This is a genomic window from Solibacillus sp. iso_87, assembly GCF_056173085.1.
On record NZ_CM149656.1, the window covers coordinates 2,386,783 to 2,411,232 of the forward strand.

Annotated in this window: 25 protein-coding genes, 2 pseudogenes and 2 riboswitches; of the genes and pseudogenes, 3 read left to right on the forward strand and 24 right to left on the reverse strand. The window is 39.6% G+C overall.

Annotated elements, in window-relative coordinates; translation table 11 throughout:
- Window positions 1-16: 16 nt before the first annotated feature.
- The 13 genes from kynA to AC0VXV_RS12175 all read right to left on the reverse strand — a co-directional run bounded on the left by kynA (window position 17) and on the right by AC0VXV_RS12175 (window position 11,138).
- Complete coding sequence (gene kynA / locus AC0VXV_RS12115; protein WP_475528419.1) at window positions 17-874, reverse strand: tryptophan 2,3-dioxygenase; 858 nt, start codon at window positions 872-874, stop codon at window positions 17-19.
- 11 nt (window positions 875-885) lie between these two features.
- Window positions 886-2,145 (reverse strand): kynureninase, encoded by a 1,260-nt coding sequence (kynU, locus tag AC0VXV_RS12120; RefSeq protein WP_475528420.1) that lies wholly within the window; start codon window positions 2,143-2,145, stop codon window positions 886-888.
- Between the two features lie 109 nt (window positions 2,146-2,254).
- Window positions 2,255-3,142, reverse strand: a complete 888-nt coding sequence (locus tag AC0VXV_RS12125) for a signal recognition particle (protein WP_475528421.1) — start codon at window positions 3,140-3,142, stop codon at window positions 2,255-2,257.
- Window positions 3,135-3,611: an RNA polymerase sigma factor gene (locus AC0VXV_RS12130; protein ID WP_475528422.1), complete on the reverse strand. Its 477-nt coding sequence runs from the start codon at window positions 3,609-3,611 to the stop codon at window positions 3,135-3,137. Before AC0VXV_RS12130 ends, AC0VXV_RS12125 begins: the two co-directional genes overlap by 8 nt.
- Window positions 3,612-3,716: 105 nt before the next feature.
- Window positions 3,717-3,899, reverse strand: a complete 183-nt coding sequence (locus tag AC0VXV_RS12135; protein ID WP_008404313.1) for a hypothetical protein — start codon at window positions 3,897-3,899, stop codon at window positions 3,717-3,719.
- Between the two features lie 128 nt (window positions 3,900-4,027).
- On the reverse strand, window positions 4,028-4,738 hold the full coding sequence (locus tag AC0VXV_RS12140; protein WP_079527676.1) for a response regulator transcription factor: 711 nt from the start codon (window positions 4,736-4,738) through the stop codon (window positions 4,028-4,030).
- Window positions 4,739-4,976: 238 nt separating this feature from the next.
- Complete coding sequence (phoU, locus tag AC0VXV_RS12145) at window positions 4,977-5,630, reverse strand: phosphate signaling complex protein PhoU (RefSeq protein WP_475528424.1); 654 nt, start codon at window positions 5,628-5,630, stop codon at window positions 4,977-4,979.
- Between the two features lie 15 nt (window positions 5,631-5,645).
- A complete protein-coding gene (gene pstB / locus AC0VXV_RS12150) occupies window positions 5,646-6,458 on the reverse strand; it encodes a phosphate ABC transporter ATP-binding protein PstB (RefSeq protein WP_079527680.1) in 813 nt (270 codons plus the stop codon).
- Window positions 6,459-6,474: 16 nt separating this feature from the next.
- Window positions 6,475-7,299, reverse strand: coding sequence for a phosphate ABC transporter permease PstA (gene pstA / locus AC0VXV_RS12155; RefSeq protein ID WP_340718714.1), 825 nt, complete (start codon window positions 7,297-7,299; stop codon window positions 6,475-6,477).
- A 1-nt stretch (window position 7,300) separates the two neighbouring features.
- The gene (gene pstC, locus AC0VXV_RS12160) at window positions 7,301-8,215 is read right to left on the reverse strand and encodes a phosphate ABC transporter permease subunit PstC (protein ID WP_340718715.1); all 915 of its coding nucleotides are present in this window, start codon (window positions 8,213-8,215) and stop codon (window positions 7,301-7,303) included.
- Between the two features lie 21 nt (window positions 8,216-8,236).
- Window positions 8,237-9,067 (reverse strand): phosphate ABC transporter substrate-binding protein, encoded by an 831-nt coding sequence (locus AC0VXV_RS12165; protein ID WP_475528425.1) that lies wholly within the window; start codon window positions 9,065-9,067, stop codon window positions 8,237-8,239.
- A gap of 419 nt (window positions 9,068-9,486) precedes the next feature.
- Window positions 9,487-10,440 carry an oxygen-dependent tRNA uridine(34) hydroxylase TrhO gene (gene trhO, locus AC0VXV_RS12170; protein WP_475528426.1) on the reverse strand — a complete coding sequence of 318 codons (954 nt, stop codon included), beginning with the start codon at window positions 10,438-10,440 and terminating at the stop codon, window positions 9,487-9,489.
- 335 nt (window positions 10,441-10,775) lie between these two features.
- Window positions 10,776-11,138: a VOC family protein gene (locus tag AC0VXV_RS12175; protein WP_475528427.1), complete on the reverse strand. Its 363-nt coding sequence runs from the start codon at window positions 11,136-11,138 to the stop codon at window positions 10,776-10,778.
- Between the two features lie 310 nt (window positions 11,139-11,448).
- Here AC0VXV_RS12175 and AC0VXV_RS12180 point away from each other — a divergent pair, with 310 nt between their 5' ends.
- Both AC0VXV_RS12180 and AC0VXV_RS12185 read left to right on the forward strand, forming a co-directional pair.
- Window positions 11,449-12,084, forward strand: coding sequence for a 2OG-Fe(II) oxygenase (locus AC0VXV_RS12180; protein ID WP_475528429.1), 636 nt, complete (start codon window positions 11,449-11,451; stop codon window positions 12,082-12,084).
- Window positions 12,085-12,137: 53 nt separating this feature from the next.
- Window positions 12,138-12,914, forward strand: a complete 777-nt coding sequence (locus AC0VXV_RS12185) for a YqjF family protein (RefSeq protein ID WP_475528430.1) — start codon at window positions 12,138-12,140, stop codon at window positions 12,912-12,914.
- A 71-nt stretch (window positions 12,915-12,985) separates the two neighbouring features.
- On the opposite strand, the pseudogene AC0VXV_RS12190 reads toward AC0VXV_RS12185, so the two are convergent.
- The 3 genes and pseudogenes from AC0VXV_RS12190 to AC0VXV_RS12200 form a co-directional block, all read right to left on the reverse strand.
- Window positions 12,986-14,122: pseudogene (locus tag AC0VXV_RS12190) on the reverse strand (hypothetical protein); the annotation flags it as partial.
- 245 nt (window positions 14,123-14,367) lie between these two features.
- Window positions 14,368-15,798 (reverse strand): annotated as a pseudogene (locus tag AC0VXV_RS12195) (vitamin B12-dependent ribonucleotide reductase); the annotation flags it as partial.
- Window positions 15,799-16,061: 263 nt separating this feature from the next.
- Complete coding sequence (locus tag AC0VXV_RS12200; RefSeq protein WP_475531461.1) at window positions 16,062-16,841, reverse strand: lipoate--protein ligase family protein; 780 nt, start codon at window positions 16,839-16,841, stop codon at window positions 16,062-16,064.
- Between the two features lie 153 nt (window positions 16,842-16,994).
- On the opposite strand from AC0VXV_RS12200, the gene AC0VXV_RS12205 reads away from it, so the two are divergent.
- The gene (locus AC0VXV_RS12205) at window positions 16,995-17,378 is read left to right on the forward strand and encodes a rhodanese-like domain-containing protein (protein ID WP_079527702.1); all 384 of its coding nucleotides are present in this window, start codon (window positions 16,995-16,997) and stop codon (window positions 17,376-17,378) included.
- A gap of 172 nt (window positions 17,379-17,550) precedes the next feature.
- Here the strand turns inward: AC0VXV_RS12205 and gcvPB are convergent, their stop codons facing one another.
- From gcvPB to comGC, 8 genes are all read right to left on the reverse strand, one after another.
- Complete coding sequence (gene gcvPB, locus AC0VXV_RS12210; protein WP_475528432.1) at window positions 17,551-19,032, reverse strand: aminomethyl-transferring glycine dehydrogenase subunit GcvPB; 1,482 nt, start codon at window positions 19,030-19,032, stop codon at window positions 17,551-17,553.
- The gene (gcvPA, locus tag AC0VXV_RS12215; protein WP_475528434.1) at window positions 19,025-20,371 is read right to left on the reverse strand and encodes an aminomethyl-transferring glycine dehydrogenase subunit GcvPA; all 1,347 of its coding nucleotides are present in this window, start codon (window positions 20,369-20,371) and stop codon (window positions 19,025-19,027) included. Before gcvPA ends, gcvPB begins: the two co-directional genes overlap by 8 nt.
- A 119-nt stretch (window positions 20,372-20,490) precedes the next feature.
- A complete protein-coding gene (gene gcvT / locus AC0VXV_RS12220) occupies window positions 20,491-21,600 on the reverse strand; it encodes a glycine cleavage system aminomethyltransferase GcvT (RefSeq protein WP_475528435.1) in 1,110 nt (369 codons plus the stop codon).
- A 163-nt stretch (window positions 21,601-21,763) separates the two neighbouring features.
- Window positions 21,764-21,872: riboswitch (glycine riboswitch) on the reverse strand.
- Window positions 21,873-21,875: 3 nt separating this feature from the next.
- Window positions 21,876-21,968: riboswitch (glycine riboswitch) on the reverse strand.
- Window positions 21,969-22,094: 126 nt separating this feature from the next.
- Complete coding sequence (locus AC0VXV_RS12225) at window positions 22,095-22,607, reverse strand: shikimate kinase (RefSeq protein WP_340801688.1); 513 nt, start codon at window positions 22,605-22,607, stop codon at window positions 22,095-22,097.
- A gap of 310 nt (window positions 22,608-22,917) precedes the next feature.
- On the reverse strand, window positions 22,918-23,373 hold the full coding sequence (comGF, locus tag AC0VXV_RS12230) for a competence type IV pilus minor pilin ComGF (RefSeq protein ID WP_475528436.1): 456 nt from the start codon (window positions 23,371-23,373) through the stop codon (window positions 22,918-22,920).
- Entirely contained in the window at window positions 23,370-23,663 is a 294-nt protein-coding gene (locus AC0VXV_RS12235) for a type II secretion system protein (protein ID WP_475528437.1), read from the reverse strand. The genes comGF and AC0VXV_RS12235 overlap by 4 nt, the downstream gene beginning before the upstream one ends.
- Window positions 23,572-24,126 (reverse strand): prepilin-type N-terminal cleavage/methylation domain-containing protein, encoded by a 555-nt coding sequence (locus tag AC0VXV_RS12240; RefSeq protein WP_475528438.1) that lies wholly within the window; start codon window positions 24,124-24,126, stop codon window positions 23,572-23,574. The genes AC0VXV_RS12235 and AC0VXV_RS12240 overlap by 92 nt, the downstream gene beginning before the upstream one ends.
- A gap of 5 nt (window positions 24,127-24,131) precedes the next feature.
- Complete coding sequence (gene comGC / locus AC0VXV_RS12245) at window positions 24,132-24,437, reverse strand: competence type IV pilus major pilin ComGC (RefSeq protein WP_475528439.1); 306 nt, start codon at window positions 24,435-24,437, stop codon at window positions 24,132-24,134.
- Between the last annotated feature and the right edge of the window lie 13 nt (window positions 24,438-24,450).

Genomic DNA, 24,450 nt, shown 5'->3' on the forward strand with positions numbered 1-24,450 from the left:
ATCTGTCTAACCTATGCTATAGTACTGTCCGCAAATCCCAAAGTTCCGGGAAAAAGCGGTGATCGAGCACTTTTCGCAAATAATTGACCCCTGATGAGCCACCTGTGCCCACTTTAAAGCCAATAATGCGCTCGACCGTTTTCATATGACGGAAACGCCACTGCTGCAAGGAATCTTCAATATCGACAAGCTTTTCGCCAAGCTGGTATAAATCCCAATACGTATCGATATTTTCATAGACGGTTTTCCATGCGGCCGCAACAGAATCGTCACCACTATATACTACCGAAAAATCACGGTTTAGCAAAGCTTCAGTTATTGGCAATCCTGCTTTAGCCAATGCCTGAATGGCAACATCATAAATACTTGGCGCATCATACGCCTCTTTTAAAACTGCAAGAATGTCCGGTTCTTTTTCATAGATTTTAAGTATATACGGTGTTTTATAGCCAAGTGCAAACTCGATCAAGCGATATTGCCAGCTTTGAAACCCCGAGGCTTTCCCCAGCTCATCCCGAAACTCCAAATATTCCGCCGGAGTCATCGTTGCTAATACATCCCATGCCTGAATAATCTGCATTTGAATTTTCGATACACGTGCGAGCATTTTAAATGCCGGCTGCATTTCCCCTTTTTCAATCGCTTGTATCGCACCGCGCATCTCATGAATGATGAGCTTCATCCAAAGCTCACTCACTTGGTGAATAATAATAAACAGCATCTCATCATGATGGTCGGAAAGACGGTTTTGGCTGTTTAAAAGAGGGTCCAGACTCAAATAATCGCTGTACGTCATCTCTTCACGAAAATCCGTATGAATCCCCTTTTCATCCTTCAGTTTGTGCTGCAAATCCGAAATTGATTGTTTATCCACTGAACCACTCCTTATGCAATGATATTCCGTTTATTTTCGTGCTTCTCATAAGTTTTGTTTGTGACAATGTCTTTTAAAATCTGTACAGACTTCCATACTTCCTCAAAGGAATTGTAAAGTGCAACCGGCGCCAGGCGGATGCCATTCGGTGCACGGAAATCAGGAACAACACCATTTTCTTTTAACGATTTACAAATTCTAGCCGCCTCGTCATGCACTAGAAACAGATGGCCCCCACGTGTGTCATCAAGCGGATTGCCGAATGTAAACGTATTTGGTAACTCTTGTTCAATACAATCCATCATAAATTGTGTCAACGCGAGTGATTTTTCACGAACCGCTTCAATGCCCGCCTCTTCAAAAAGTGATAGTGCGCCTTCAACCGGTGCCAAGCTTAATATATGCGGTGTACCAATCTGGTAAGCCCCTGCATGCGGTGCAGCTGTAATTGTTACATCCAGATCAAACTGTTTTTCCTTAGCGGAACCAAACCACCCAGCCAGTCCCGGTGCTGTTCCAAAGTGCTTTTCATGAACGTACAAACCTGCAACTGAGCCCGGTCCACCGTTTAAATGCTTATAATTGCACCAAAATGCAAAGTCCGCACCGATTTCATGAAGATGATGAGGAACGGAACCGATCGAATGGCATAGATCAAATCCGACCAATATGCCGCGTTCATGTGCTGCTTCCGTAATTGCCTGCAGATCCAACACCTGCCCACTGCGGTACAGGACTGCCGGCAGAACTGCAACCGCCACATCATCGGTCATCGCTTCAATGATGGCTTCTGATGTAATCGTTTGCCCGTCTTCACTTTTTACCAGCTGCATACTGCTTTCCGGCAAATTGTGCAAAGCAATTTGACTGGCAATCGCATACAAGTCCGACGGGAAGTTCAGTTCGTCAGCCAAAATTTTATAGCGTGCAGCAGTCGGTTTGAAAAACGTAGCCAACAGCTGGTGCAAGTTCGTTGTTGTCGAACCAGTCAGCATTACTTCTTCACTTTTGGCACCTATTAAAGGAGCGCACATTGCCGAAAGCTTTTCGGAGAAATAAAACCAAGGATGCTCCCCATTTGTCCAACCGTCAATCCCGAAATCTTTCCACGAATTAAGCAGTGTATGCACCGACTGTTCCGCCCGCTTAGACAGCAACCCGAGCGAATTGCCGTCCAAGTATATCTGTCCTTGTTTTTTATAAAATTCATCTGCATATTTCTGCAGACCATCCAATTCGTCGAGCTGTCTTGCTTTTTCAATCGTCGTCATGCTTCCACCCCTTCTAGTAATTTATTAATATCGTAATGGGGATAGTAATGGTTGTCAAAGTATTCTGAAATGTTACGTGCGTATTTTATTTTATACCAATAACAATGACTTATAGAATATTCCATAGAACTATATATAAATAGATTCCTACCAACAGTTTGCTCATTAAAAATTGCATCATCCGCCATTTATTGTTGTCATGCCTTGCTTCTAAAATAATCTTAATGAGCGCGGACAACAATAATGTCGCAATGACTGTGAATAGATGAATTTGCGGAAATAATATGATCATAATCAGAATTAAAAAGGAAAGTATTTCAACAGCACTTTGCCAATGGGTGGAGTGCATGGGGATTTTTCGTTTCGCATCATAGGGATCCCGCAACTTTTTCCCAAGTTTACCATTCACAAAAAATGCTATTGCAAAGAACACAACACTGATAATTAATTGCCTTTTCTTATTATCTTTTTCATACTGACTAATTATATTCTGCAGCGGATTCTTGTTTAGTGAGTATACTTGCCCAGTATCCACATCTTTGAAATAACTTACATTAGAACCCCAATATTGTTGAAGTCGTAATACACTATCATTTCCAAATTTTATGCGATAACTTTGATAAATGAGTGCTTCATCCAAGCTTATGTTTTTCGGTTGTAGTTGTTTCAATACTCCCTCAATAGCCAGCAATGTATCTCTATTTTTCACTTTTCTCACACCAGCCCACAATGTGGTACTAGGATCTCCTTCACCCTCTACATAATAAACGGCTTGAACTGATGTCACATTCAAATCAACCGAAGTATTAAGCTCTTGTGGTGGAAATGTACCGACTAAAAACAGCGTGATGCACGCAATCGCTATAATTACTGCCGGGATTTGCCAATGAAAAGGTTTAGAATTGAGGCGTTGCTGAATTTTATTGAAGTCCTCTTCCTTTTTTTCTGGATCGACTTGAATCTTTCTGAGCTGACTTAACTTTTCGTCTTCAAACATCCTCTTCCCCTCCTAACAGTTCCCGTAATGCTTTTAAACCGCGCGCCGTATTATTCTTCACTTTCACTTCACTGCAGCTCAAAATCATCGCCGTTTCTTTTACCGAATACTCTTCTATGTAGCGCAGCACGATTACTTCACGATAATTCCATTTGATTTGCTGGAGGGCTGCATACAGTTCTTCATTTTCCGCATTGCGCTCGACTACTGCTTCCGGCAAATCTCCAACTGCAACGGGCTCCGTTTTCAACTGAAAAAAGCCAATAATCTTTTTCCTGCGATAATGGTCGTATACGAGATTTCTGGCAATTTTCATTAAATAAGTCCGCTCATATTCGGTATAATTTTTCTGATAAAAGCGGTAAAAGGTTTCTTGCAGTAAATCATGTGTTAAGTCTGTATTATTCGTTAAATAGCGTATGTATTTATAAACAGCGTCGTAATGCGCTTCAAAAATTTCTCGTCTCAACTTTAACAGCCCCCCTTCCTCCTTAAAGACGATCGACCATTCATTTGGAATCACTTTGACAAAATAAAAACCCGGGCAAATTTTCGTTTGCCCGGGTTTTCATCATTACACGCCCATTTTACGACGGGTATTGCTCGTTTTCTTTGTTTGTTGGCTCTTCATCTTTTTCGTTGATGTATCACCTTTTAAATTACCTTTGTTGCCAGCTGCATTGTTTTTCTTCGCTTCCAGCTGTTGCTTCACTAATTCCTGAAGGCTTAATTTCTTTTTTTCATTTTGTTCAGACATATTCAGACCTCCTCATCTATCTACTTTTCTAAGTATAATCCGTTGCCGTTACATTTGTAAAAGAAATGATGTAAATTACAGCATAAAAAACATCTTGAAACTTGCAATCGTTCCAAAATGTTTTTTACTTATGAACTGTACGTCACTTCCTGTGATGAAAGATTGAAATAATAACCTAACCCACTTTTTGTTTTAATCCACTTCGGTGAGCTCGGCTCTTCTTCAATTTTTTCACGAAGCCTGCGTATATGTACATCGACTGTACGGCGATCCCCTTTTGTAAAGTCCAGTATATCAATAATTTCTTCACGAGATTTAATATTGCCGGGCTGCTCCAGCAAATGAAGCAGCAATTTAAACTCGCGCTTTGTCAAAGGAATTTCCACTTCGTCTTTATACACTTTGAACATGACTAAATCTACACGAAACGGTCCGATCAACATTTGTGAGACACGCTCTTGCTGCTGTAATTCTTTTTCGTAGCGTTTTAAATGAATCCTTAAGCGTGTCAGCATTTCTCGGAATCCAAACGGTTTTCGGATATATTCCGTCGCACCCATTTCAAGCGCCAGTACAATATCCAATTCATCCGTACGCGCACTGATCATGATAATCGGAAAATCATGCTTGAAGCGGACTTGACGGCAAATCTCGATTCCTTCCATATCCGGAAGCATCCAATCGAGCAGTATCGCATCCGGTTCGAATGTCTGAATTGCAGCCAATGCCTCTTTACCAGTTCGTACACTATGGACTTCATAGCTGTCCTTTACTAAATAAATATGCAGTAAATTCACTAAATTTTCGTCATCTTCAACGACTAATATTTTTTTCGTCATTAATGATTCCCCGCTTCTCTAATCAATTACGCCTCGGCGTAATTGTGTACAGATTCGGTTTGCGCTCGCGCAAAGAATTCCTTACCGAATCTGTGACATCCGCCGGAGGCATTAACTTCTTTCAGCAGGCATTTGAACACCCGATGAATATTGACCAAAAATTATATTAACCTCTATCTATATATAGATTGACTCTGTGCCTACTGCTTCGCCTAAGCATAAAACGTGCTGAAGGAAGTTAATTTAAATCAAATAGCTGTCCTTTAATAAAGTAAGCTGTTGATTCTGCCATATTTGTAATATGATCCGCTGCTCGTTCAACAAAGCGGTTGATGAATAACAATTGCAATGTTTGCTCAATTTCTTGAGGACTTTCTTTTAAATACTCTGTTAAAAGTGCATAGTTTTCATGATTATTGCGATCTACGATATCATCAAGCTCGCCCACTTCTTTCGCCAATGCGATATCCGCATCGATAAATGCCTTCATTGATTTTTTCAGCATATCCATCGCAACATTTTTCATTTCAACTAATGATGTTCTGTCTAAAATCGTTTCTGCTTTGCTAATGCGAATCGTTGCTTTTGCTGTATTTACCGCAAAGTCTGCAATTCGCTCAATATCCGACGACATTTTAATGACACTGATAATTCGGCGCATGTCGCGGGCTACAGGCTGCTCTTTCGCCATCAGCCAAATCGCCATTTGATTAATTTCATTTTCCAAATCATCAATGTAATTGTCCTCTTCAATGACATCCAGTGCCAACACCATATCCTGCTCCTGGAGGGCTTTAAATGCCTTTTCCATTGCAACAACTGTCATGTCGACCATTTCACCCATTTTGTCCTGCAGTTCAAGCATGTTCTTTTCGAAATTTTCGCGAATCATTCCCAAATCCCCCTTTTATCCGAATCGTCCTGTTACGTAATCTTCTGTACGCTCATCTTTTGGCGTTGAAAAAATAACATTTGTGTCATCATATTCGATGACTTCACCATTTAAGAAGAATGCCGTCTTATCGCTAATACGCGCTGCTTGTTGCATGTTGTGCGTAACAATAACAATTGTATAGTCTTTTTTCATTTGTGTAATCAATTCTTCTACTTTCAATGTAGAGATCGGGTCAAGTGCCGAAGTCGGCTCATCCATTAAAATAACATCCGGCTTCATTGCGATTGCACGTGCGATACAAATACGTTGCTGCTGACCACCAGAGAGGCCTAATGCTGATGACTTTAGACGATCTTTTACTTCATCCCAGATCGCTGCACCGCGTAAAGACTCTTCAACAATTTCATTCAGGATTTTTTTGTTTTTAATTCCTTGCATACGTGGACCATAGGCAACATTGTCATAGATGCTCATCGGGAACAGATTCGACTTTTGGAATACCATTCCGACTCTTGTACGAAGCTTAATAACATCACTTGATTCATATACATTTTCGCCGTCTATGTGAATGTTCCCGATAACGCGTACACCGTCGATTAGATCATTCATGCGGTTTAATGTACGTAAAAATGTTGATTTACCGCAACCTGACGGACCGATTAATGCCGTTACTTCTTTTTCTTTAATGTCCAGATTTACATTGAACAACGCTTGTTTTTCACCATAATACAGGTTTAAATCATTTACTTTAATTTTTGTTGGTAAAGCGCCCGTAGAAGTAGTCGTTGATTTAAAAATTGATGCTTCAGAAATAGTCATAGTCATATAGGTTTCGCTCCTTTTAATAGTCCGCTTTGTTTAATTTTTTCGAGATATATGTTGCCGTTAAATTCAGTACTAAAATAATAACGATTAAAACAATTCCGATTGCTGCTGCAAGTCCGATATCGCCGGCTTCCTGTGTTACTAAATACGAGTGAACCGTCAATGTGCGGGCAGACGAGAAAATACTTGAAGGCATTGCCGCCACTGTCCCTGCAGTCAGGAAAATCGCTGCCGATTCACCGACAATACGGCCGATCGATAAGATGATTCCTGATAAAATCCCCGGCATTGCACTTGGCAAAATAACTTTAATTAATGTTTGTAATTTTGTTGTTCCTAATGCCAGTGAACCTTCACGATATGTTGCAGGCACTGTTTTCAATGCTTCTTCTGTCGTACGAATAATGACCGGTAATACGATAATTGTTAATGTTAACGATGCTGCGATAATCGACATTCCCAACTTTAAAATCGCAACGAAGAATACGGCACCGAACAAACCATAAATAATCGATGGAATCCCTGTTAAACTTTCTGTCGCATAACGAATAATCCGTACAAGACGTCCTTGTTTTGCATATTCGTGTAAATAAACAGCTGCTAAAATTCCGATTGGTGTTGCGATTAAAAGTGAAATGACAATCGTTAAAATTGTTGTGACGATCATCGGGAAAATCCCGCCGCCACCTGTTGGCGAATAATCACCGAATATGAAATCAAAACTGATATATGAAAAACCTTTATAGAAAATATAGCCAACGATTACAACTAATACGGCTACTGATACAAATGCGGAACCCCAAAGCAAGCCGCGAAACATATTATCTTTAAATTGTCGCATGTTACTGAGCTCCCTTCGCTGTAATACGTGCCAATACAAAGTTTAAAATTAAGATGAATGAGAATAATACTATCCCTGTTGCAAACAGCATTTCCTGATGTGTTCCTGCTGCATAGCCCATTTCAAGTGCAATGTTTGTCGTCAATGGACGCACACTGTCAGTCAGGCTTGTCGGGATGATTAACGAGTTCCCTGCAACTAAAATTACGGCCATCGTTTCACCTAATGCACGGCCTAATCCAAGAACGATTGCTGCCATAATACCTGACTTCGCAGCCGGTACAACAACTTTAAAAATTGTCCCGATTTGTGAAACACCTAAAGCAAGTGAACCTTCACGATATGTTTTCGGCACTGCACGAATCGCTGTTTCGGCAACTGTAACAATTGTCGGTAACATCATGATCGCCAATACTAAAATGACTGCGATTAAACTTTGTCCACGTGCTAATCCTAAATTATCCTGTAAAAACGGAACGATAATCGCTAAACCGAATACCCCGTATAGTACTGACGGAATACCAGCCAATAGCTGAATTGCCGGTGATACGATTTTAGCTACTGATTTCGGCGCAATCTCCGCCAAGAAAATCGCTGTTAATAATCCGATTGGTACCCCGATAACAAGTGCTCCGATCGTTGCATAAATGGATGCAACAATCATCGGGAAAATACCGAATTTATCTTCTGATGGTACCCAATCACTGCCAAAAAGGAAGTCGAAGAAGCTATAGCCGCCTGTTACGAATGGGTTTGCACCTTTATAAAATACGAATCCTACGATTAGTAGTAAGCTCACAACCGATAGAAGCGCACATGCTAAAAATATTTTCGATGATAAGCTTTCTAAAAAGTATTTTCGCTTATTGCCTTTGCTTATTTGCTGTTCTACTTCGTTTCTGTTTTGTGTGTTCACAAATTTATCCTCCAGCACTAATTATTTCGTTAATGGAATCGCTCCTGCTTCTTCCACAATCTTTTGTCCATCAGCAGTTAAAATGAAATCCATAAACTTTGTTGCTGCTTCCGGAACGCTCTCTTTATAAACAAATAGGAATGGACGAGATAACTTATATTTACCTTCCAATACATTGCCCGCTTCTGCCTTTACGCCATTAATGTCCATCGCTGAAACAGTTTCATCGATATATTCAAATGAGATGAATCCTATCGCATGTTTGTTCATAGCAACCGTTGTTTTAATATTTCCGTTTCCGCTTGCTACGATTGCATTACGAATCAGTTGTCCTGATTCATAGCCGACGATTTCCTGGAATGCATCACGTGAACCAGATCCGTCCTCACGTGAAACAACGACGATTTCCATATCTTTTCCGCCGACTTCTTTCCAGTTGGTGATTTCGCCTGTAAAGATTTGTTTCACTTGTTCCATCGTCAAATCTTTAACTGGGTTTGATGGATGTGCCACAACTACAATCCCGTCATAAGCAATGACCAACTCCTGAATACCGGAGTCGCTTTCTTCCTGCTTCAGATCACGTGATGACATCCCGATTTGTGAGACATCGTTGATCGCATTTGTAATTCCTGCTGATGAACCGATTTGATTTATTTCAATTTTTACGTCTTCTGTTTCTTCATATTTTGCTGCTAATTTCTCTGCTAAAGGCCCAACTGATGTAGAACCTGAAATCGTTACTAAGTCTCCGTCTCCAGAAGATGACTCCGTAGAATCTTCATTACTGCAAGCTGCTAATACTACCATTAGAATTGTTAACCCAATGAAGTAACATGTTTTTTTCAACATACTTCAATCCTCCATCAACATGAATGTTTTCTACCTGCTTTAACAATACATTCACAAAATTAATGTCATGTATTAAACATGTAAACCTTATGTAAATTATGAAGATACGGTCTTTTTATTATGTAAAATCATTCAGTTAAATCTGAAAATTTAAAATAATAGGATAGATTTGTAAATATTTATGAGATTTTTTAATATATTGGAGGGATTTTTAATGAGGAATTTAATCATTAATTCAAATAAAAAATGAAATATGTCGATATTATGTTCAAATCTTTAATTGAACATGTAACTAAGGCAGAAATTAGACGATTTGCAATGAATATTTAGAAAAATCTATTTACATTGCATTTACAATAGGATGTTTTATTTACAAAAAAGAAAAATGCATCCCTGTTAAGAGATGCATTTAAAATCTTTTATACTTTGGCTCCAGCTTCTAACAATTCAATCGCTTGTTGTACTTGCTCTTCTGTTAAGTTATGACGGACAATATAACGATTGCGTTCATGTTTTGTACATTCAATTGTACAGCCACCTAAATGCTTCGCCTCGTTTTCCTCTGATGCAATAATTTGCTCATTACATTCAGGGTTAGCACAATTAACGTAACGTTCACATGGTGTTCCATCAAAGTGGTCACGTCCAACAATAACATGTTCCACCTGGTTGATCGGCACTGTCAGACGCTCGTCGAATACGTACATTTGACCATCCCATAGCTGACCTTTAGCAACAGGGTCTTTACCGTATGTCGCAACGCCGCCATGTAATTGACCAACCTCACCGAAACCTTCACGCTTCATCCAACCTGAGAATTTTTCACAGCGGATTCCGCCTGTACAATATGTTAATACATTTTTACCTTCAAATAATTCACGGTTTTCACGTACCCATTGCGGTGTATCACGGAAGTTCTTTACTTCTGGACGAATTGCGCCGCGGAAGTGACCGACATCATATTCATATGTGTTACGTACATCTAGTACGACTGTATTTTCGTCTTGCATTTCTTCGAGGAATTGCTCCGGAGATAAATAGCGACCCGTTAATTCATGCGGGTTCACATCTTCTTCTAAACCTAAATTTACAAGCTCTGGACGTGGACGTACATGCATTTTTTTGAACGCATGCCCTTCTGCTGGATCAATTTTGAAAACAATCCCTTTGAACAATGGATGTGCTTCCATCATATCGATATAGCTTTGTGTTTGCTCAATCGTACCTGAAACCGTACCGTTAATCCCTTCATAGGCAACTAAAATACGTCCTTTTAATCCAATTTCTTTACATGCAGCTAAATGCTCTGCTGAAAAAGCAGCTGGATCTTCAATCGTTGTGTAATGATAATACAATAATACTTGATAATTCATTTTTTTCACCTATCATTCAATATATTTGCAGGATATACCTGATAGTTTAAAACTACCTTACAATGATACGTGATTTCTGATTAAATTTCCATCATTAATTAGGCGGAGGTTTTTAGAAATAATTAACTATTCTTTTTAATATTAGTATAATAGATGAAATACTAATTTGAATGGAGGAATTGTTGTGGGCTTTTTCAGCTTCGCATTACTAATCATCATTACCTTTACCGCATTAGCAATCGAAAGAATCCTCAAAGACATACGATCACAGAACAAAGAAATTATTGAGCTATTATCAAAAACTGATGTGGACAATAATAATAGACTGCAATAAGTTAGATTTGTTGAATCATCTCCACTCTATTTCCGAAAGGGTCTCTAAACTCAAACCGTTCATAATTAGGAATTGGTACGGAGTCCAAAATCTCAATTTCATTTTCCCTCAATACGTTTCTCCAATAAGAAATATCTTCAACTTCGTAGGCTAGATGCGCTTTAGTTGTGAGCCGATTAAAGCCATCTTCTGTCCCTACATGTACTTCCTGACTTCCTACTTGCAGCCAAAAGCCTCCTCGCCCCTGCAGTACAGAAGGTTTTGAAATTTCATTTAATCCTAATACTTTACAATAAAAATCTTTCCCTGCTTCCTCAGTACCTTTGGGAATTGTTATTTGTGCGTGGTGTAATCCAATAATCATTTGCTTTCCTCCATCTCTTCCTCTTCTTCCATTAGCTTACTTCAAATTAGACATAAACAAAATGATAGGTTATTTATGTAAATCCATAACTTTTTCTAACCCTTCTTAATTGCTGGTTAAATTTTACAAATACTAGCCCTTAGGGATCAGCAGAAATTTTTTTTTATTATTACCCTATTACTTAAATACCATTAAATTCAATTAAATGGTATAATATGTTTTGGAGTAGAAATACATTCTTCTCCTACATTAAAGAGTGAGAGTAATGTTTTTGTACTAACTTAGAAGCAATTGCGGAAGGATATAACATATGACAACAGAAGTTTCGATTTTACCTATTCAATCTGTTTATTCAATTGATAATCGTACGATAACAGCAGAGGTTCTCCATGAAGAACCGCTCATTGTAAAGTTTTCGAATGTTTTAAGTGATGAGGAATGTCAGAATTTAATCGATTGTGCTTCTTCGCGTTTGGAGAGATCCAAACTGGCAAAAAAAGAAGTAAGTCCCATTCGAACGAGCAGTGGTATGTTTTTTGAGGAGAATGAAAATCCGCTTATTTCAGAAATCGAAAAACGGATTAGCAGCCTGATGCATCTTCCACTAGAGCATGCGGAGGGTCTACAAGTTTTACATTACGAACCCGGTCAGGAATTTAAGGCACACTTTGATTTCTTCGGTCCAAATCACCCTTCAAGCAGTAATAATCGCATTAGCACGTTAGTAGTTTACTTAAATAATGTAGAAGAAGGAGGCGTTACAACGTTTCCTAATTTGGGTATCGTAACTGTACCGGAGAGAGGTTCAGCGGTTTACTTCGAATATTTCTACAATGATCAAAAATTAAATGAGCTTACCCTTCATAGCGGTGAGCCAGTAATACGAGGCGAGAAATGGGTAGCTACCCAATGGATGCGGAAAAAACAAATCCGCGAACGGTTTTAATCCGGTTCATGAATTTTTATAAAATACAATAGATGTGAAGGAAGTGTCTAGCTGTGGTGGAGCTCCTAAACATACAAGAAAACAAGTGGGATGACAGTCATCGTCCTTGGCCACTGCCAAACTTGCCTTGGGGGATGAAACAAACGTGGAGTGATCTGTTATTTGTCCATTATCCGGTTAAATATGAGGTTTTGCGAAAGTTAGTTCCAAATGCATTGGAACTGGATGCATATGATGGTGTTTGCTGGGTTGGGGTTGTCCCGTTTCGCATGTCCGGTGTGAGGCTTCGGGGATTGCCGCCAATTCCAGGAACCGCCGAATTTCCGGAACTTAATGTGCGCACCTATGTAACAATTGATGGAAAACCGGGCATATACTTTTTCAGTTTGGACGCGGATAATTGGCCGGCTGTAAAAGGTGCCCGCACATTTTTCCATTTACCGTACCATTATGCTAAGATGGATATTAAAAACTTTGATGATACAGTTCTGTTTGAAAGCAAAAGGCGCGATCAATCAGACTTTGTATTCGCTGCCCGCTATAAACCCGTTTCCGAACCGTTTCTCGCGGTAAAAGGTTCCTTTGAAGAATGGATTGCCGAGCGTTACTGCTTCTATACATTAAATGCTTCAGGTGTTCCGGTGCGCTGTGATATTTTGCACCACCCATGGATCTTACAGAAAGCAGAAGGTGAAATCACCCTTAATACAACGCTGTCCAAGCAAGGGATTATTGTGGAAAATGATCAGCCGATCCTGCACTTCTCCAAAAAAATTGATGTCCGCGCATGGCCATTAGTAAGCCCTGCTACCGGCAGATTACGTTTTTAAAGAGATATTATGTATCTCTTTTCAAAATGCAAAAACGCAACCCATATTATATGAGTTGCGTTTTCTTTATTTTATAAACCGCATTTCAGCTGTGCACCACAGTTTGTACATGTGTTGCAGCCGCCCATTTCCTCTACCGTACCTTGACGGCAAACCGGGCATGTATTGCCAACTTCAGAACCAATTGTCACATCTGTATCTGTTAACGGTTTGATTGTATCCACTAACACCACTTGACGTTTAACTTGGTCTTCCGATTGTTTTAATTCTTCAAACTCTAATTGTTCATCTGAATTTGCTTCTTCAGCTTTTAAAGTTAATACTTGTGTATCGCGAGATCCATCGACATACACTGTACCGCCTTTAGCACCGCCGCGGTATAGACGCTCGTACACTTTTTGTACTTGCTCTACTCCATAGCCTTTTGGTGCGTTTACTGTTTTCGAAATCGATGAATCAATCCAGTTTTGAATGATACATTGAACATCTGCATGTGCTTCAGCAGAAAGCTCCATTGATGATTTGAACCACTCCGGTAAATTATTTTCATCAACACCAGGGTTCGCATCTAAATATTCTTTTACAATTTCAGCTTTTACTTCAATAAACTTCCCTAGACGACCTGAACGGTAGTAAGTGAAGCTGAAGTAAGGTTCAAGCCCTGTTGCAACTCCGACCATTGTACCAGTGGATCCAGTTGGCGCCACCGTCAATAAATGCGAGTTACGAATACCGTTTGCCACAATATTTTCGCGAATATGCTGTGGCATTTTTTTCATGAAGCCTGTGTTAATGAATGCTTCACGTAAACGTGCTGTTTCAGCTTCTGTTTGTCCTTCAAGGAACGGGAAGCTGCCGCGCTCTGTCGCCAGTTCAACTGACTCTTCATAGGCAGCAATCGCAATTGTCTTGAAGATTTCATCAACAAGTGCATTGCCTTCCTCAGAACCGTACTCTTTTTCACAGTAGATTAACAAATCAGCAAGACCCATTACACCAAGCCCAACTCGGCGTTCACCCAGTGCCTGCTTTTTGTTTTCTTCCAGGAAGTACGGTGTTGCATCGATAACATTGTCCTGCATACGTACGCCAACTTTTACCGTTTTGCGTAACCCTTCAAAATCAACTGTTTTCGTTTCTTTGTTTGCAAACTTCGCCAAGTTAACTGCAGCCAAGTTACAAACGGAATATGGTGCTAATGGTTGTTCCAAATTTTTGTTAACCCCCAGGCTTTTTATCCTAAGGTTCTTACACTTGTTATTCGTGCAAGTTCAGCATACATTTTCACTGCAAGTTGCAGTGTCGCGGTCTCGTGGATAGATTATATTCTCAAATGATGAGGTTCACTATCTATGCGTTGCCCCTGACAAAAATTTTACAATTCGTCTTCGGTTCGGATTAGCATTTCAGCCTTCCCGCTTCATCCCGCGATGTTTAACGTGAGGCGAACTCCACCACACGGATTTGTCGCAACAACTTTCTGACCGTACGCTTTTGCGTTTGTCATGTCGTTTGCGTTATCAATGAAGAAAATACCCGGTTCTGCTGCATATGTTGCGCAGACATTGATTAAATTCCACAGTTCTTTTGCTTTGATTGTGCGATACGTACGAACTGGATAACCAAGTTTCTCCCATTCGCGAACGTCGCCAACTTCATGCCATTTTTCATTGTAATCCAGCATTTGAGCCGGATTGTAGTTCTCTACATCCGGGAAGCGTAATTCGAAGTTCTGGTCGTTTTCTACAGCATCCATAAACTCTTTCGTTAATGTAACCGAAATGTTTGCACCTGTTAGGAACTCCGGATTATGGACTGAATACGTTCCGCCATCACGTAGCTTTGTTTCAGCGTCACGAATAATCGCTTCGTTAAATCCGCCAAAACCTTCAATATTTTTATAGTTCACAATGCCTTGATACATCGCATCTTCCTGCTGTGTTAAAGGCTTGAATTTTAATTTTTCTTTTGCTAGACGAATAATTGATTCATCTTCCGTATTTTCAATCAGATAACGTAGAATACGCGGATTTTGCATTTTTGAAATGATAAATTCCACAATATCCGGATGCCAATCTGCCAGCATAATCATTTGAGCGCCTCTGCGACTTCCACCTTGCTCAACAAGATGTGTCAGCTTGGCAATATCATCAAGCCAGCTTACTGATCCGCTAGATTTACCGTTTACACCGCGCGCCAATGTGTTGCGCGGACGAAGTGTCGAACCGTTCGTACCAACACCACCACCACGGCTCATAATTTCCATTACTTGCTTGCGGTGATCACTGATGCCTTCACGGGAATCGGCTACAAAAGGCATTACATAACAGTTGAAAAATGTTACTTCTGTTTCTGAACCTGCCCCATAAATTACACGTCCTGCAGGGATAAAGTTCATCGATACAAGCTCTTCGTAAAACTTCCCGAACCATTCCTTGCGCTTTTCTTCTGTTTTTTCAACTGAAGCTAAGCCTGTCGCATTACGTTTCGCAATTTGCTCATAAAAAATCTCGAGCGGCTTTTCTATAATATCCAATGACCGTTCGATAATGCCTGTCTCTTGTTCTTCGCCTTCTAATACGTGACGGTAATCTTCATCAATTTTAATAAGAGCGGTTTTCTTTTCCTGATTAATCGAATGAATAATGCCAAGTCCGCGCGCCGGGAATTTCGGATCTTGTTTCACTGTCAAAACAACAAAATCCCCTGTTTTTAATGTTTTCTTTTCCGTATCTTTAAAAGAATAACGGTCAATCATTACAAGACGAGATACACCTTTATGCGTAATATGCATATCCGGTGTAATCGGGTGCACTTGAGGAAATTGCTCAATATCTTGATTTAATTGATTGACTTGGATGGATTGTTCTAAAACACTTGCCACCGCGTAAGCCCCCCTTTGAACGATTTAATAATTTTAAGGTTCCCTTCACGAATGTAAACTAAACACATTTTATACCATATATTGTGCTAATTTCTTAAATATCATTCTATATGTTGGGTTATATAATTACACTTAAAAAAGATTACAATAAATTTTTTTTTCAAACAAGGGGTTGATTTTTTTTTCTTTTTGTTAAATCCATCTATATCAACGTTTCGGGTATAAAAATTTTTTTACAAAAAATAAAAACACACGTTCGTAAACTATTTTTTGAAATTCCATTCATCTGTTAAATATTTATTTTGCATCAATTGTTCTACATATTGGGTTTGCTGCTCTGTTAATTCATAAGGAATTAGTTCTATGTCCAAAGCTACTTCAAAACCTTTAGAAAATGCATTCACACATTGCTCGATTGTAAATGGTGTGTCGACAAACTGATTCATCGCAACTGCTTTTTCAGGTAACTTTTTCCGCATTTTTTCTTTTGCCTCGTCCGTAGCAAAATTAAATACCGATAGCAGCAGCTCTTCGTTCAGATCCAGTAAAATAGCGCCATGCTGCAAAATCACACCTTTTTGACGTGTTTGCGCACTGCCCGCAACTTTCTTCCCTTCAACTACAAGTTCATACCAGCTCGGCGCATCAAAACATACCGCGCTTTTCGGTTTTTTAAGATCATCCAGTTGTTCCTTCGTCTCCGGCACACTAAAATAAGCATCCAGTCCTAAAAGACGGAACCCTTGTAAAATTCCTTCGCTAATGACACGATATGCCTCTGTAACGGTTTCCGGCATATTTGGGTAGCTCTCTGTCACAATCACTGAATATGTAAGCTCCTGGTCATGTAAAACGGCACGTCCGCCTGTAGGTCGACGGATGAAACCTAAGTTTTGCTTTTTTACAGCTTCTAAATTAATATCTTTATGTACTTGCTGGAAATAACCGATTGATAATGTTGCAGGGTTCCACTCATAAAAACGAATAACCGGCGGGATTTCCCCTTGGCTATGCCAATCCAGTAACGCTTCGTCCAGTGCCATGTTATAGGCCGGGCTGCATGGCCCCGAATTTATAAAATACCATTGTTTTTTCACAATTTCTCGCCTCCACCAATTCATTTTAACAAACTCGCTCGACTAACTCTAGTTCATCTCTTATAATAGATAGTACAGAAAGAAAGGGGCAATATCGCAGTGACAATTTTATATACGATACTAGTAATTTTAGTAGTAATCGTTGCTTACGTAGTAATCAACTCTATGCGTTTAAAAAAATCCGTAACAAATTTAACACAGGAGCAATTTATCGAAGGCTACCGTAAAGCACAATTAATCGATTTACGCGAACCTAAAGAATTTGAAGCTGGACACATTTTAGGTGCTCGAAACATTCCAATGACGCAACTTAATACACGTCATAAAGAAATCCGTCCGGACCTTCCTGTATACCTTTATTGCCAAAACTCTGGCCGTAGTGCACGAGCAGCGCTGACATTAAAGAAAAAAGGCTATAGCCAACTGTTCCAATTACAAGGTGGTTTCAAAACTTGGACAGGTAAAGTTAAATCGAAAAACTAATTTTAAAAGTTCTCTACATTGTAGAGGGCTTTTTAATTTCTATTCAAATGCCCAACGAATCAAAATTGTCTGATTATCAGTAGTTTCTACTATTATATAGTGACACGTAAGAAGTCTAACCTTACTCATAGAAAAAAGGTCAGAAAACAGGTCTGACCTTTTTTGTCACAATTTATGAAATTGTTACTTCTTCTTTTTTTGTATAACGTAATACAGGTGTACGTGCAGCACGTGTTTCATCTAAACGGCTGATTACCGTTGTATGTGGTGCTTCTTGTACGATCGATGGGTTATTGATTGTTTCTTGAGCAATTTGAATCATTGCATCACAGAATGCATCCAATGTTTCTTTTGATTCTGTTTCTGTTGGCTCGATCATAATACCCTCTTCCACGTTTAACGGGAAGTAAACTGTTGGTGGATGGTAGCCAAAGTCAAGAAGACGTTTAGCGATATCCAATGTACGAACACCTAATTTTTTCTGACGGCGGCCTGATAGCACGAATTCATGCTTACAGTGACGGTCGTACGGTAAATCAAAGTGCTCTTCCAAACGGCGCATCATGTAGTTTGCGTTTAGTACAGCGTATTCTGTTACAGCCTTTAAGCCATCTGGACCCATTGAACGGATATACGTATATGCACGGACATTAATGCCGAAGTTTCCGTAGTAAGGTTTCACACGACCGATTGATTGTGGACGGTTGTAATCGAAGTGGAATGTACCATCTTCTTTTTTCACTAATACTGGTTTAGGCAGGAATGGGATTAAATCCGCTTTTACCCCTACTGGACCTGAACCCGGACCACCGCCACCATGTGGACCTGTAAATGTTTTGTGTAAGTTTAAGTGAACACAGTCAAAGCCCATGTCGCCAGGACGTGCTTTACTCATAACAGCGTTTAAGTTCGCGCCGTCATAGTAAACTTTACCGCCGACACCGTGCACGATTTCAGCCATTTCTAAAATGTTTTCTTCGAATAAGCCTAAAGTGTTCGGGTTTGTCAGCATAAGCGCTGCTGTATCAGGACCGACAACACGGCGTAAATCTTCAAGATCAACTAAGCCGTCTTCACCTGATTTGATTGTAATTGTTTCAAAACCTGCAACTGTAGCAGAAGCCGGGTTTGTACCGTGAGCTGAATCCGGTACAATTACTTTGTTACGGTGACCTTCACCATTTGCCTCATGGAATGCACGGATCATCATTAATGCTGTCCATTCACCATGTGCGCCTGCTGCTGGCTGTAATGTTACTTCATCCATACCTGTAATTTCCTGAAGGGATGTTTGCAGGTCATATAATAATTCCATTGCACCTTGCACTGTCGACTCGTCTTGTAATGGGTGAACATTGGCAAAACCAGCATAGCGTGCAACCGTTTCATTGATTTTCGGATTGTATTTCATCGTACATGAACCAAGTGGGTAGAAGCCTGAATCCACACCATGATTACGTTTTGAAAGTGCTGTATAGTGACGCATAATATCTAATTCTGCAACTTCCGGCAGTTCAGCCGCTTCTTGACGTACTAACTCTTTTGGCAGAAGTTCTTCGAGATCAAAATCAGGAACATCCAATGGCTCTAAGTTATAGCCGACACGACCTGGTTTTGTAATTTCGAAAATGAGTGATTGGTTTTCGTTATGCATTGTAAGCCCCCATTTCTGCAACTAATTGCTCGATTTCTTCTTTTGTACGGATTTCCGTAACAGCAATGAGTGCATGATTTTCTAATTCCGGATAAACACGACCTAAGTCAAAGCCACCGATAATGCCTTTTTCGATTAATGCTTTGTTTAGCTCTGTCACATTATGTTTTGTATTAACTACGATTTCGTTAAAGTGAGCGCCTTGATAAGCAACTTCAAAACCAGCTGCTTCAAATGCATTTTTGGCAAAGCGTGTTTTTACGATATTTTGTTTCGCCATTTCCTGCATACCTTGTTTTCCAAGGGCTGTCATTGCAACTGAAGAAGCAAGTGCCAGTAACGCCTGGTTAGAACAAATATTAGATGTCGCTTTGTCACGACGGATGTGCTGCTCACGAGCTTGTAATGTTAATACATAACCACGACGTCCATCTTGGTCAACTGTTTCCCCAACAAGACGGCCCGGTACTTTACGCATTAACTTATTCGTTACCGCAAAATAACCACAGTGTGGACCACCGAATGCTTCAGCAATACCGAATACTTGTGCGTCCCCAACTGTAATATCTGCCCCTAATTTTCCAGGAGGTGTTAAAACGCCAAGAGCTAACGGGTTTGCAGATACGATAAACAATCCTTTTGCATCATGTGTAATGTCTGCAAGCGGCTGTAGGTTTTCAACTTGACCAAAGAAGTTAGGATATTGAACGATAACACCGGCAGTTTGATCATCGATTAAGCCTTTAAGTGCTTCAATGTCTGTCACACCGTCTTTTGTAGGAATTGTAACGACTTCAATTGATTGTCCTGTTGCATACATTTTCACAACATCTTGATATTCCGGATGTACAGCTCCTGAAACAAGTAACTTACCGCGACGTGTATGACCTGCTGCAAGCATACCTGCTTCTGCCAATGCCGTACCGCCATCATACATAGAAGAGTTTGCAATATCCATGCCTGTCAGTTCTGCGATCATTGTTTGGAACTCAAAAATCGCTTGAAGTTCGCCTTGAGAAATTTCCGGCTGGTATGGTGTATACGCTGTATAAAACTCTGAACGTGAAATAACGTGATCAACAATTACCGGTTTATAGTGATTGTAGACACCAGCACCTAAAAACGATACATTGGTTGCTGTATCTTTATTTTTTGAAGCGAGTTGTGCCAGTTCCTTCATTAAAGCGGCTTCTGACTTCGCAGGTTTAATATTGTAGCTTCCTTGGAAGCGAACTTTCTCAGGAATATCCTCGAATAGCTCATCAATTGTCGCAACCCCGATATGGTCTAACATTTCTTGTTTATCTTGTTCCGTCATTGGTAAATAACGATGTTTCATTGTTAACCCTCTTTTCAAAAGTTTTATCCCGTTATTAACGGGTAGGAATTTATCTTCTTCTAAAGGCAGCAGAACTATCAATCAAGGGGATGAATACCCCCACTGGTTAAATTTTTACTTTATTTTGCACGCTTGTAAAATGGAGTTTCTACTACAACTGCTTTTGCTCTATTTTTTCGTACTTCGATTTCTAATTCAGTTCCAACTTCTGTGAATTTTGTGTCAATTATAGCTAAGCCGATATTGCGCTTTGTCATCGGTGACTGAGTACCTGTTGTTACAAAGCCAATCTCTTCACCATCTTTAAACACTTTATAACCGTGACGAGGAATACCTTTATCAATCATCTCGATGCCTACAGATTTACGTGTTAAGCCATTTTCTTTTTGGTCAATTAATGCTTGCTGACCGATAAATTGCGGATCTTTCGCTAATTTCACCGCAAAGCCAATGCCTGCTTCCAGTGGTGAAATATCCTTTGAAATCTCTTGGCCATATAATGGTAAGCAAGCTTCAAAGCGGAGTGTATCACGTGCTCCTAAACCGGCAGCTACTACACCTTTGTCATTTCCAGCTTCCAAAATTTTGTTCCAAAGATCAACAATTGCTGCTGGTGCACCGTAAATTTCAAATCCGTCTTCCCCTGTATAGCCAGAGCGAGAAACAAGAACCGAATGACCGCCTACATCCACATTGTCCTGGAATTTAAAATATTTAATTGCCGTTAAGTCTGTTGCTGTTAATGTTTGCAGAACTTCCTGAGATAATGGTCCTTGCAATGCGATTTGAGCATAGTCATCTGACATATTTGTCACTTTGACATCCCCTTCGACATGCTTCTGTAACCATTCAAAGTCCTTTTCAATATTCGCTGCATTAACACATAGTAAATAAAGGTTATCTTCCAAACGGTATGTCAGTAAATCGTCAACAACACCGCCATCTTCATAGCATAGTGCACTGTATTGTGCGCCGCCGACTGCAATTTTAGAAATATCGTTGGAAAGCATTTTTTGTAGATAAACTAGTGCATCTGGACCTTCTACGATAATTTCCCCCATATGGGATACATCAAAAAGTCCTGCACGGTTACGTACCGCATCATGTTCATCTTTAATCGAAGAAAATTGTACAGGCAACTCCCAGCCGCCAAAATCAACTGTTTTCCCACCATACTTTGCATATTCATCAAAAAGTGGTGTGCGCTTTAGCTTTAAATCATTTGTCATGTTCATTTCCTCCTTTAGTTATGTATGTTCGTTTTGGTTTGCAAAGGGGGAATCAACATTACACCTATCAAAGTGTATATCTATCTTTTTATTAGAATCATCAGAATATTAAAAGCCGATTTCTCCACAAAAAAAAGACAGACGAATCCCCTTTACCGAGATTCTCTGTCCTTGCACCTGAAAGTTACACCCAAATTTGATCCACTATCACAATTTAGGCTTTCCCCGTTGGTGGCTGTTCGCAACAATAGCTATTACAGCACTCTCCAGAGTTGCGTCCAATACGAGTCTTTTTGCCTGAGAGATTCATAGCATAGCTATTTGCTCCTTCGGCGACGTGACATCACGTTCTCTCCCCGTACCATCATCCGCGTTAGATTATTTACTTCATGTAATTGCTCTTCTTAGCAATATCCTAACATTGAATATAATGCAAACGCAATCTTTTTTTAATTTTATTCAAAATACGAACATTAAACATAATTATACAGCTATTATTCGCCTTTAAGACGTTTCACTTGAAAGCCGATGTACTCAACAATTTGTCTTAATGTTCTCCCAGCTGTCAATACTTGTATATGACCAGCCAGTCGATAATTCTTTCTGCGTTGGTGATACAGATTTTCCAATTCTTGCTCCGTTGACGATTGAACAATGGGACGGTTTTTATCATTTCGAATACGCATATAAATATCTTCAAATTTTGCATCAAGAAAAAATACAAGCCCTGTCCGGCGCATAATTTTCCTGTTTTCTTCATTCACGGCTACCCCACCGCCTGTAGCGATAATGCATGCTTCATCACGAAAATTCTTTAAAAATTCCGTCTCGATTTTTCGGAAGTGTGCTTCGCCGTATTTCTCGAAAATTTCAGGAATTGTCATACCCTGCTGTCGTACAATTTCATGATCCATATCGTAATACGGCATTTTTAAGAAAAAACTTAAACGTCTTCCAATCGCACTTTTTCCGCACCCCATAAATCCTACTAAATAAATTTTACGCATGCTGTTCACCTTCTTCTATTACGGACTACTTAATTAATTACGCCTCTACCTATTCTTTCGTTTCTATTTTGCGTCTTAAACAGAAATATTTTTAGGTCAAACCAAATCGCATAAATGCGACATTTTTTCGACTTTGCAAAAAGAAGTCGAATTTTAAGGTAAATTTAGTATATTTATCGTAGCACGAACGTAAATAGATTCCAATGAATTATATACTTTTATTTGCGCAAAATATGCATTTGTATAGAAAACAGCAGCTCCGGAAACTATGAACAATAAAAACACAGCCAGCAAAAATAATGCACCTTTCTCATTTTGAAGGCAATGGTAATACGATGTCTCTTTCTCGCTTTGTTCCATTTTTCATCACTACCCTCATATTCACTTCATTTTCATTAACCGCCAGCTCCCACTTCTCAACAAAAGGCAGCATAATTTCATTTCCTCCTTTATTCGACCTTTTACGCAAATGCTGTTCTGATTTGTCAAAGACAAACAACCGTTCCTCGGGATCATTTAACATTTCCAGTTGCAGCATACTAGAACTGAGCAACCTACCAGATGCGGAATTCATATTGTATTGATGAAGATCATAAACAAACAATTCCCAGTTTACCTCATCTTTCATCATCTCAAGCTGTTGAAGATCCCGAACCCATATAAGGATAAGCAGGCTTATTGCGGTAAAAAGTACAAACACGGTTAACTGAAACAAGCTCTCCAGTAGTGTAAATCCCCGCTCATTTAAAGTTTGCCTCCAATTCATACACACAGTTCCTCTTCCTTTTCATTATTATCATAATGGACACATACTTGGTTTCCATTGTAATTCCATTGAAACTGAACGCCGTCAATGAGCTGAACTCCGGCTGATTGTCCATATCTTTTATATTTCATCGCTCCTATATAAGCTGCTTCTGCAGCATGGGCTTGTACTTTTTGTAAGGCAATTTGCTGTTTCATATTAAATGTGAGCGGAATGATTGTCGAGGAAAGGAAAAATAAAATGACGACTGCTAACAGTGTTTCTACAAGAGTTAGTCCTTCCTGGCTCATGAAAAACCTCCTTTTCCAAAATTCTGGCTTTGCCGATATTAACAGAGTATTGATGGCTTATATTTTCAAAATGGTATGTTAGCCGTCCAAACGCCTGGACATTTCCTCTCGTATTAAATACCAGCCGGTTATGCGGGGTTGATAAATACATGTCAATTGGCCGCGCTATTCGCCGATCGTAAATAATGTGAGAAGTAGACCTATCCATTACTTGTATCCGGTGACAGTTAATAATTTCAAAGCTATGGGACGTTCCGGTCTCAATGGATAGCAATTGGGTCATGCGTATTAACATCTCGTTTTGATTCATCACCTGTTTTTCTGTATATTCCATTAACGGCTTTTGTGAAAAATAGAGAATCGCTGAATTGACGACTAAAAAGATAAAGAGGACGATGAGCATTTCCATTAGGGTAAAACCTTTTTCATCTGTTATAAGTGTTTTAATTTTTTGCCTCATCATTACGTTTAGTCTTCCACCAGTCTAACTTCACCTTCAACTATTTTAATTTCCGTATTATCCGGGCATTTCAAATCCTCTTCCACAATATACCCCTCGTCAGTTAAATCCGTGACCGAAGCCGGATATACATTATTATTCAGTTTATATGCTTCGACTTGTCCTTGAAGCATGAGGATATAAGCATTACAACCTTTTTCATCGATTGATGCAAAGTGCTTTGAAACGTTGGGGATTGTGACCAATATTAAAATGGAGATGATTAATAAAACAACAAGCATCTCTACTAACGTAAATCCTTTTTCATTTTTCATCTATTCCACCTCT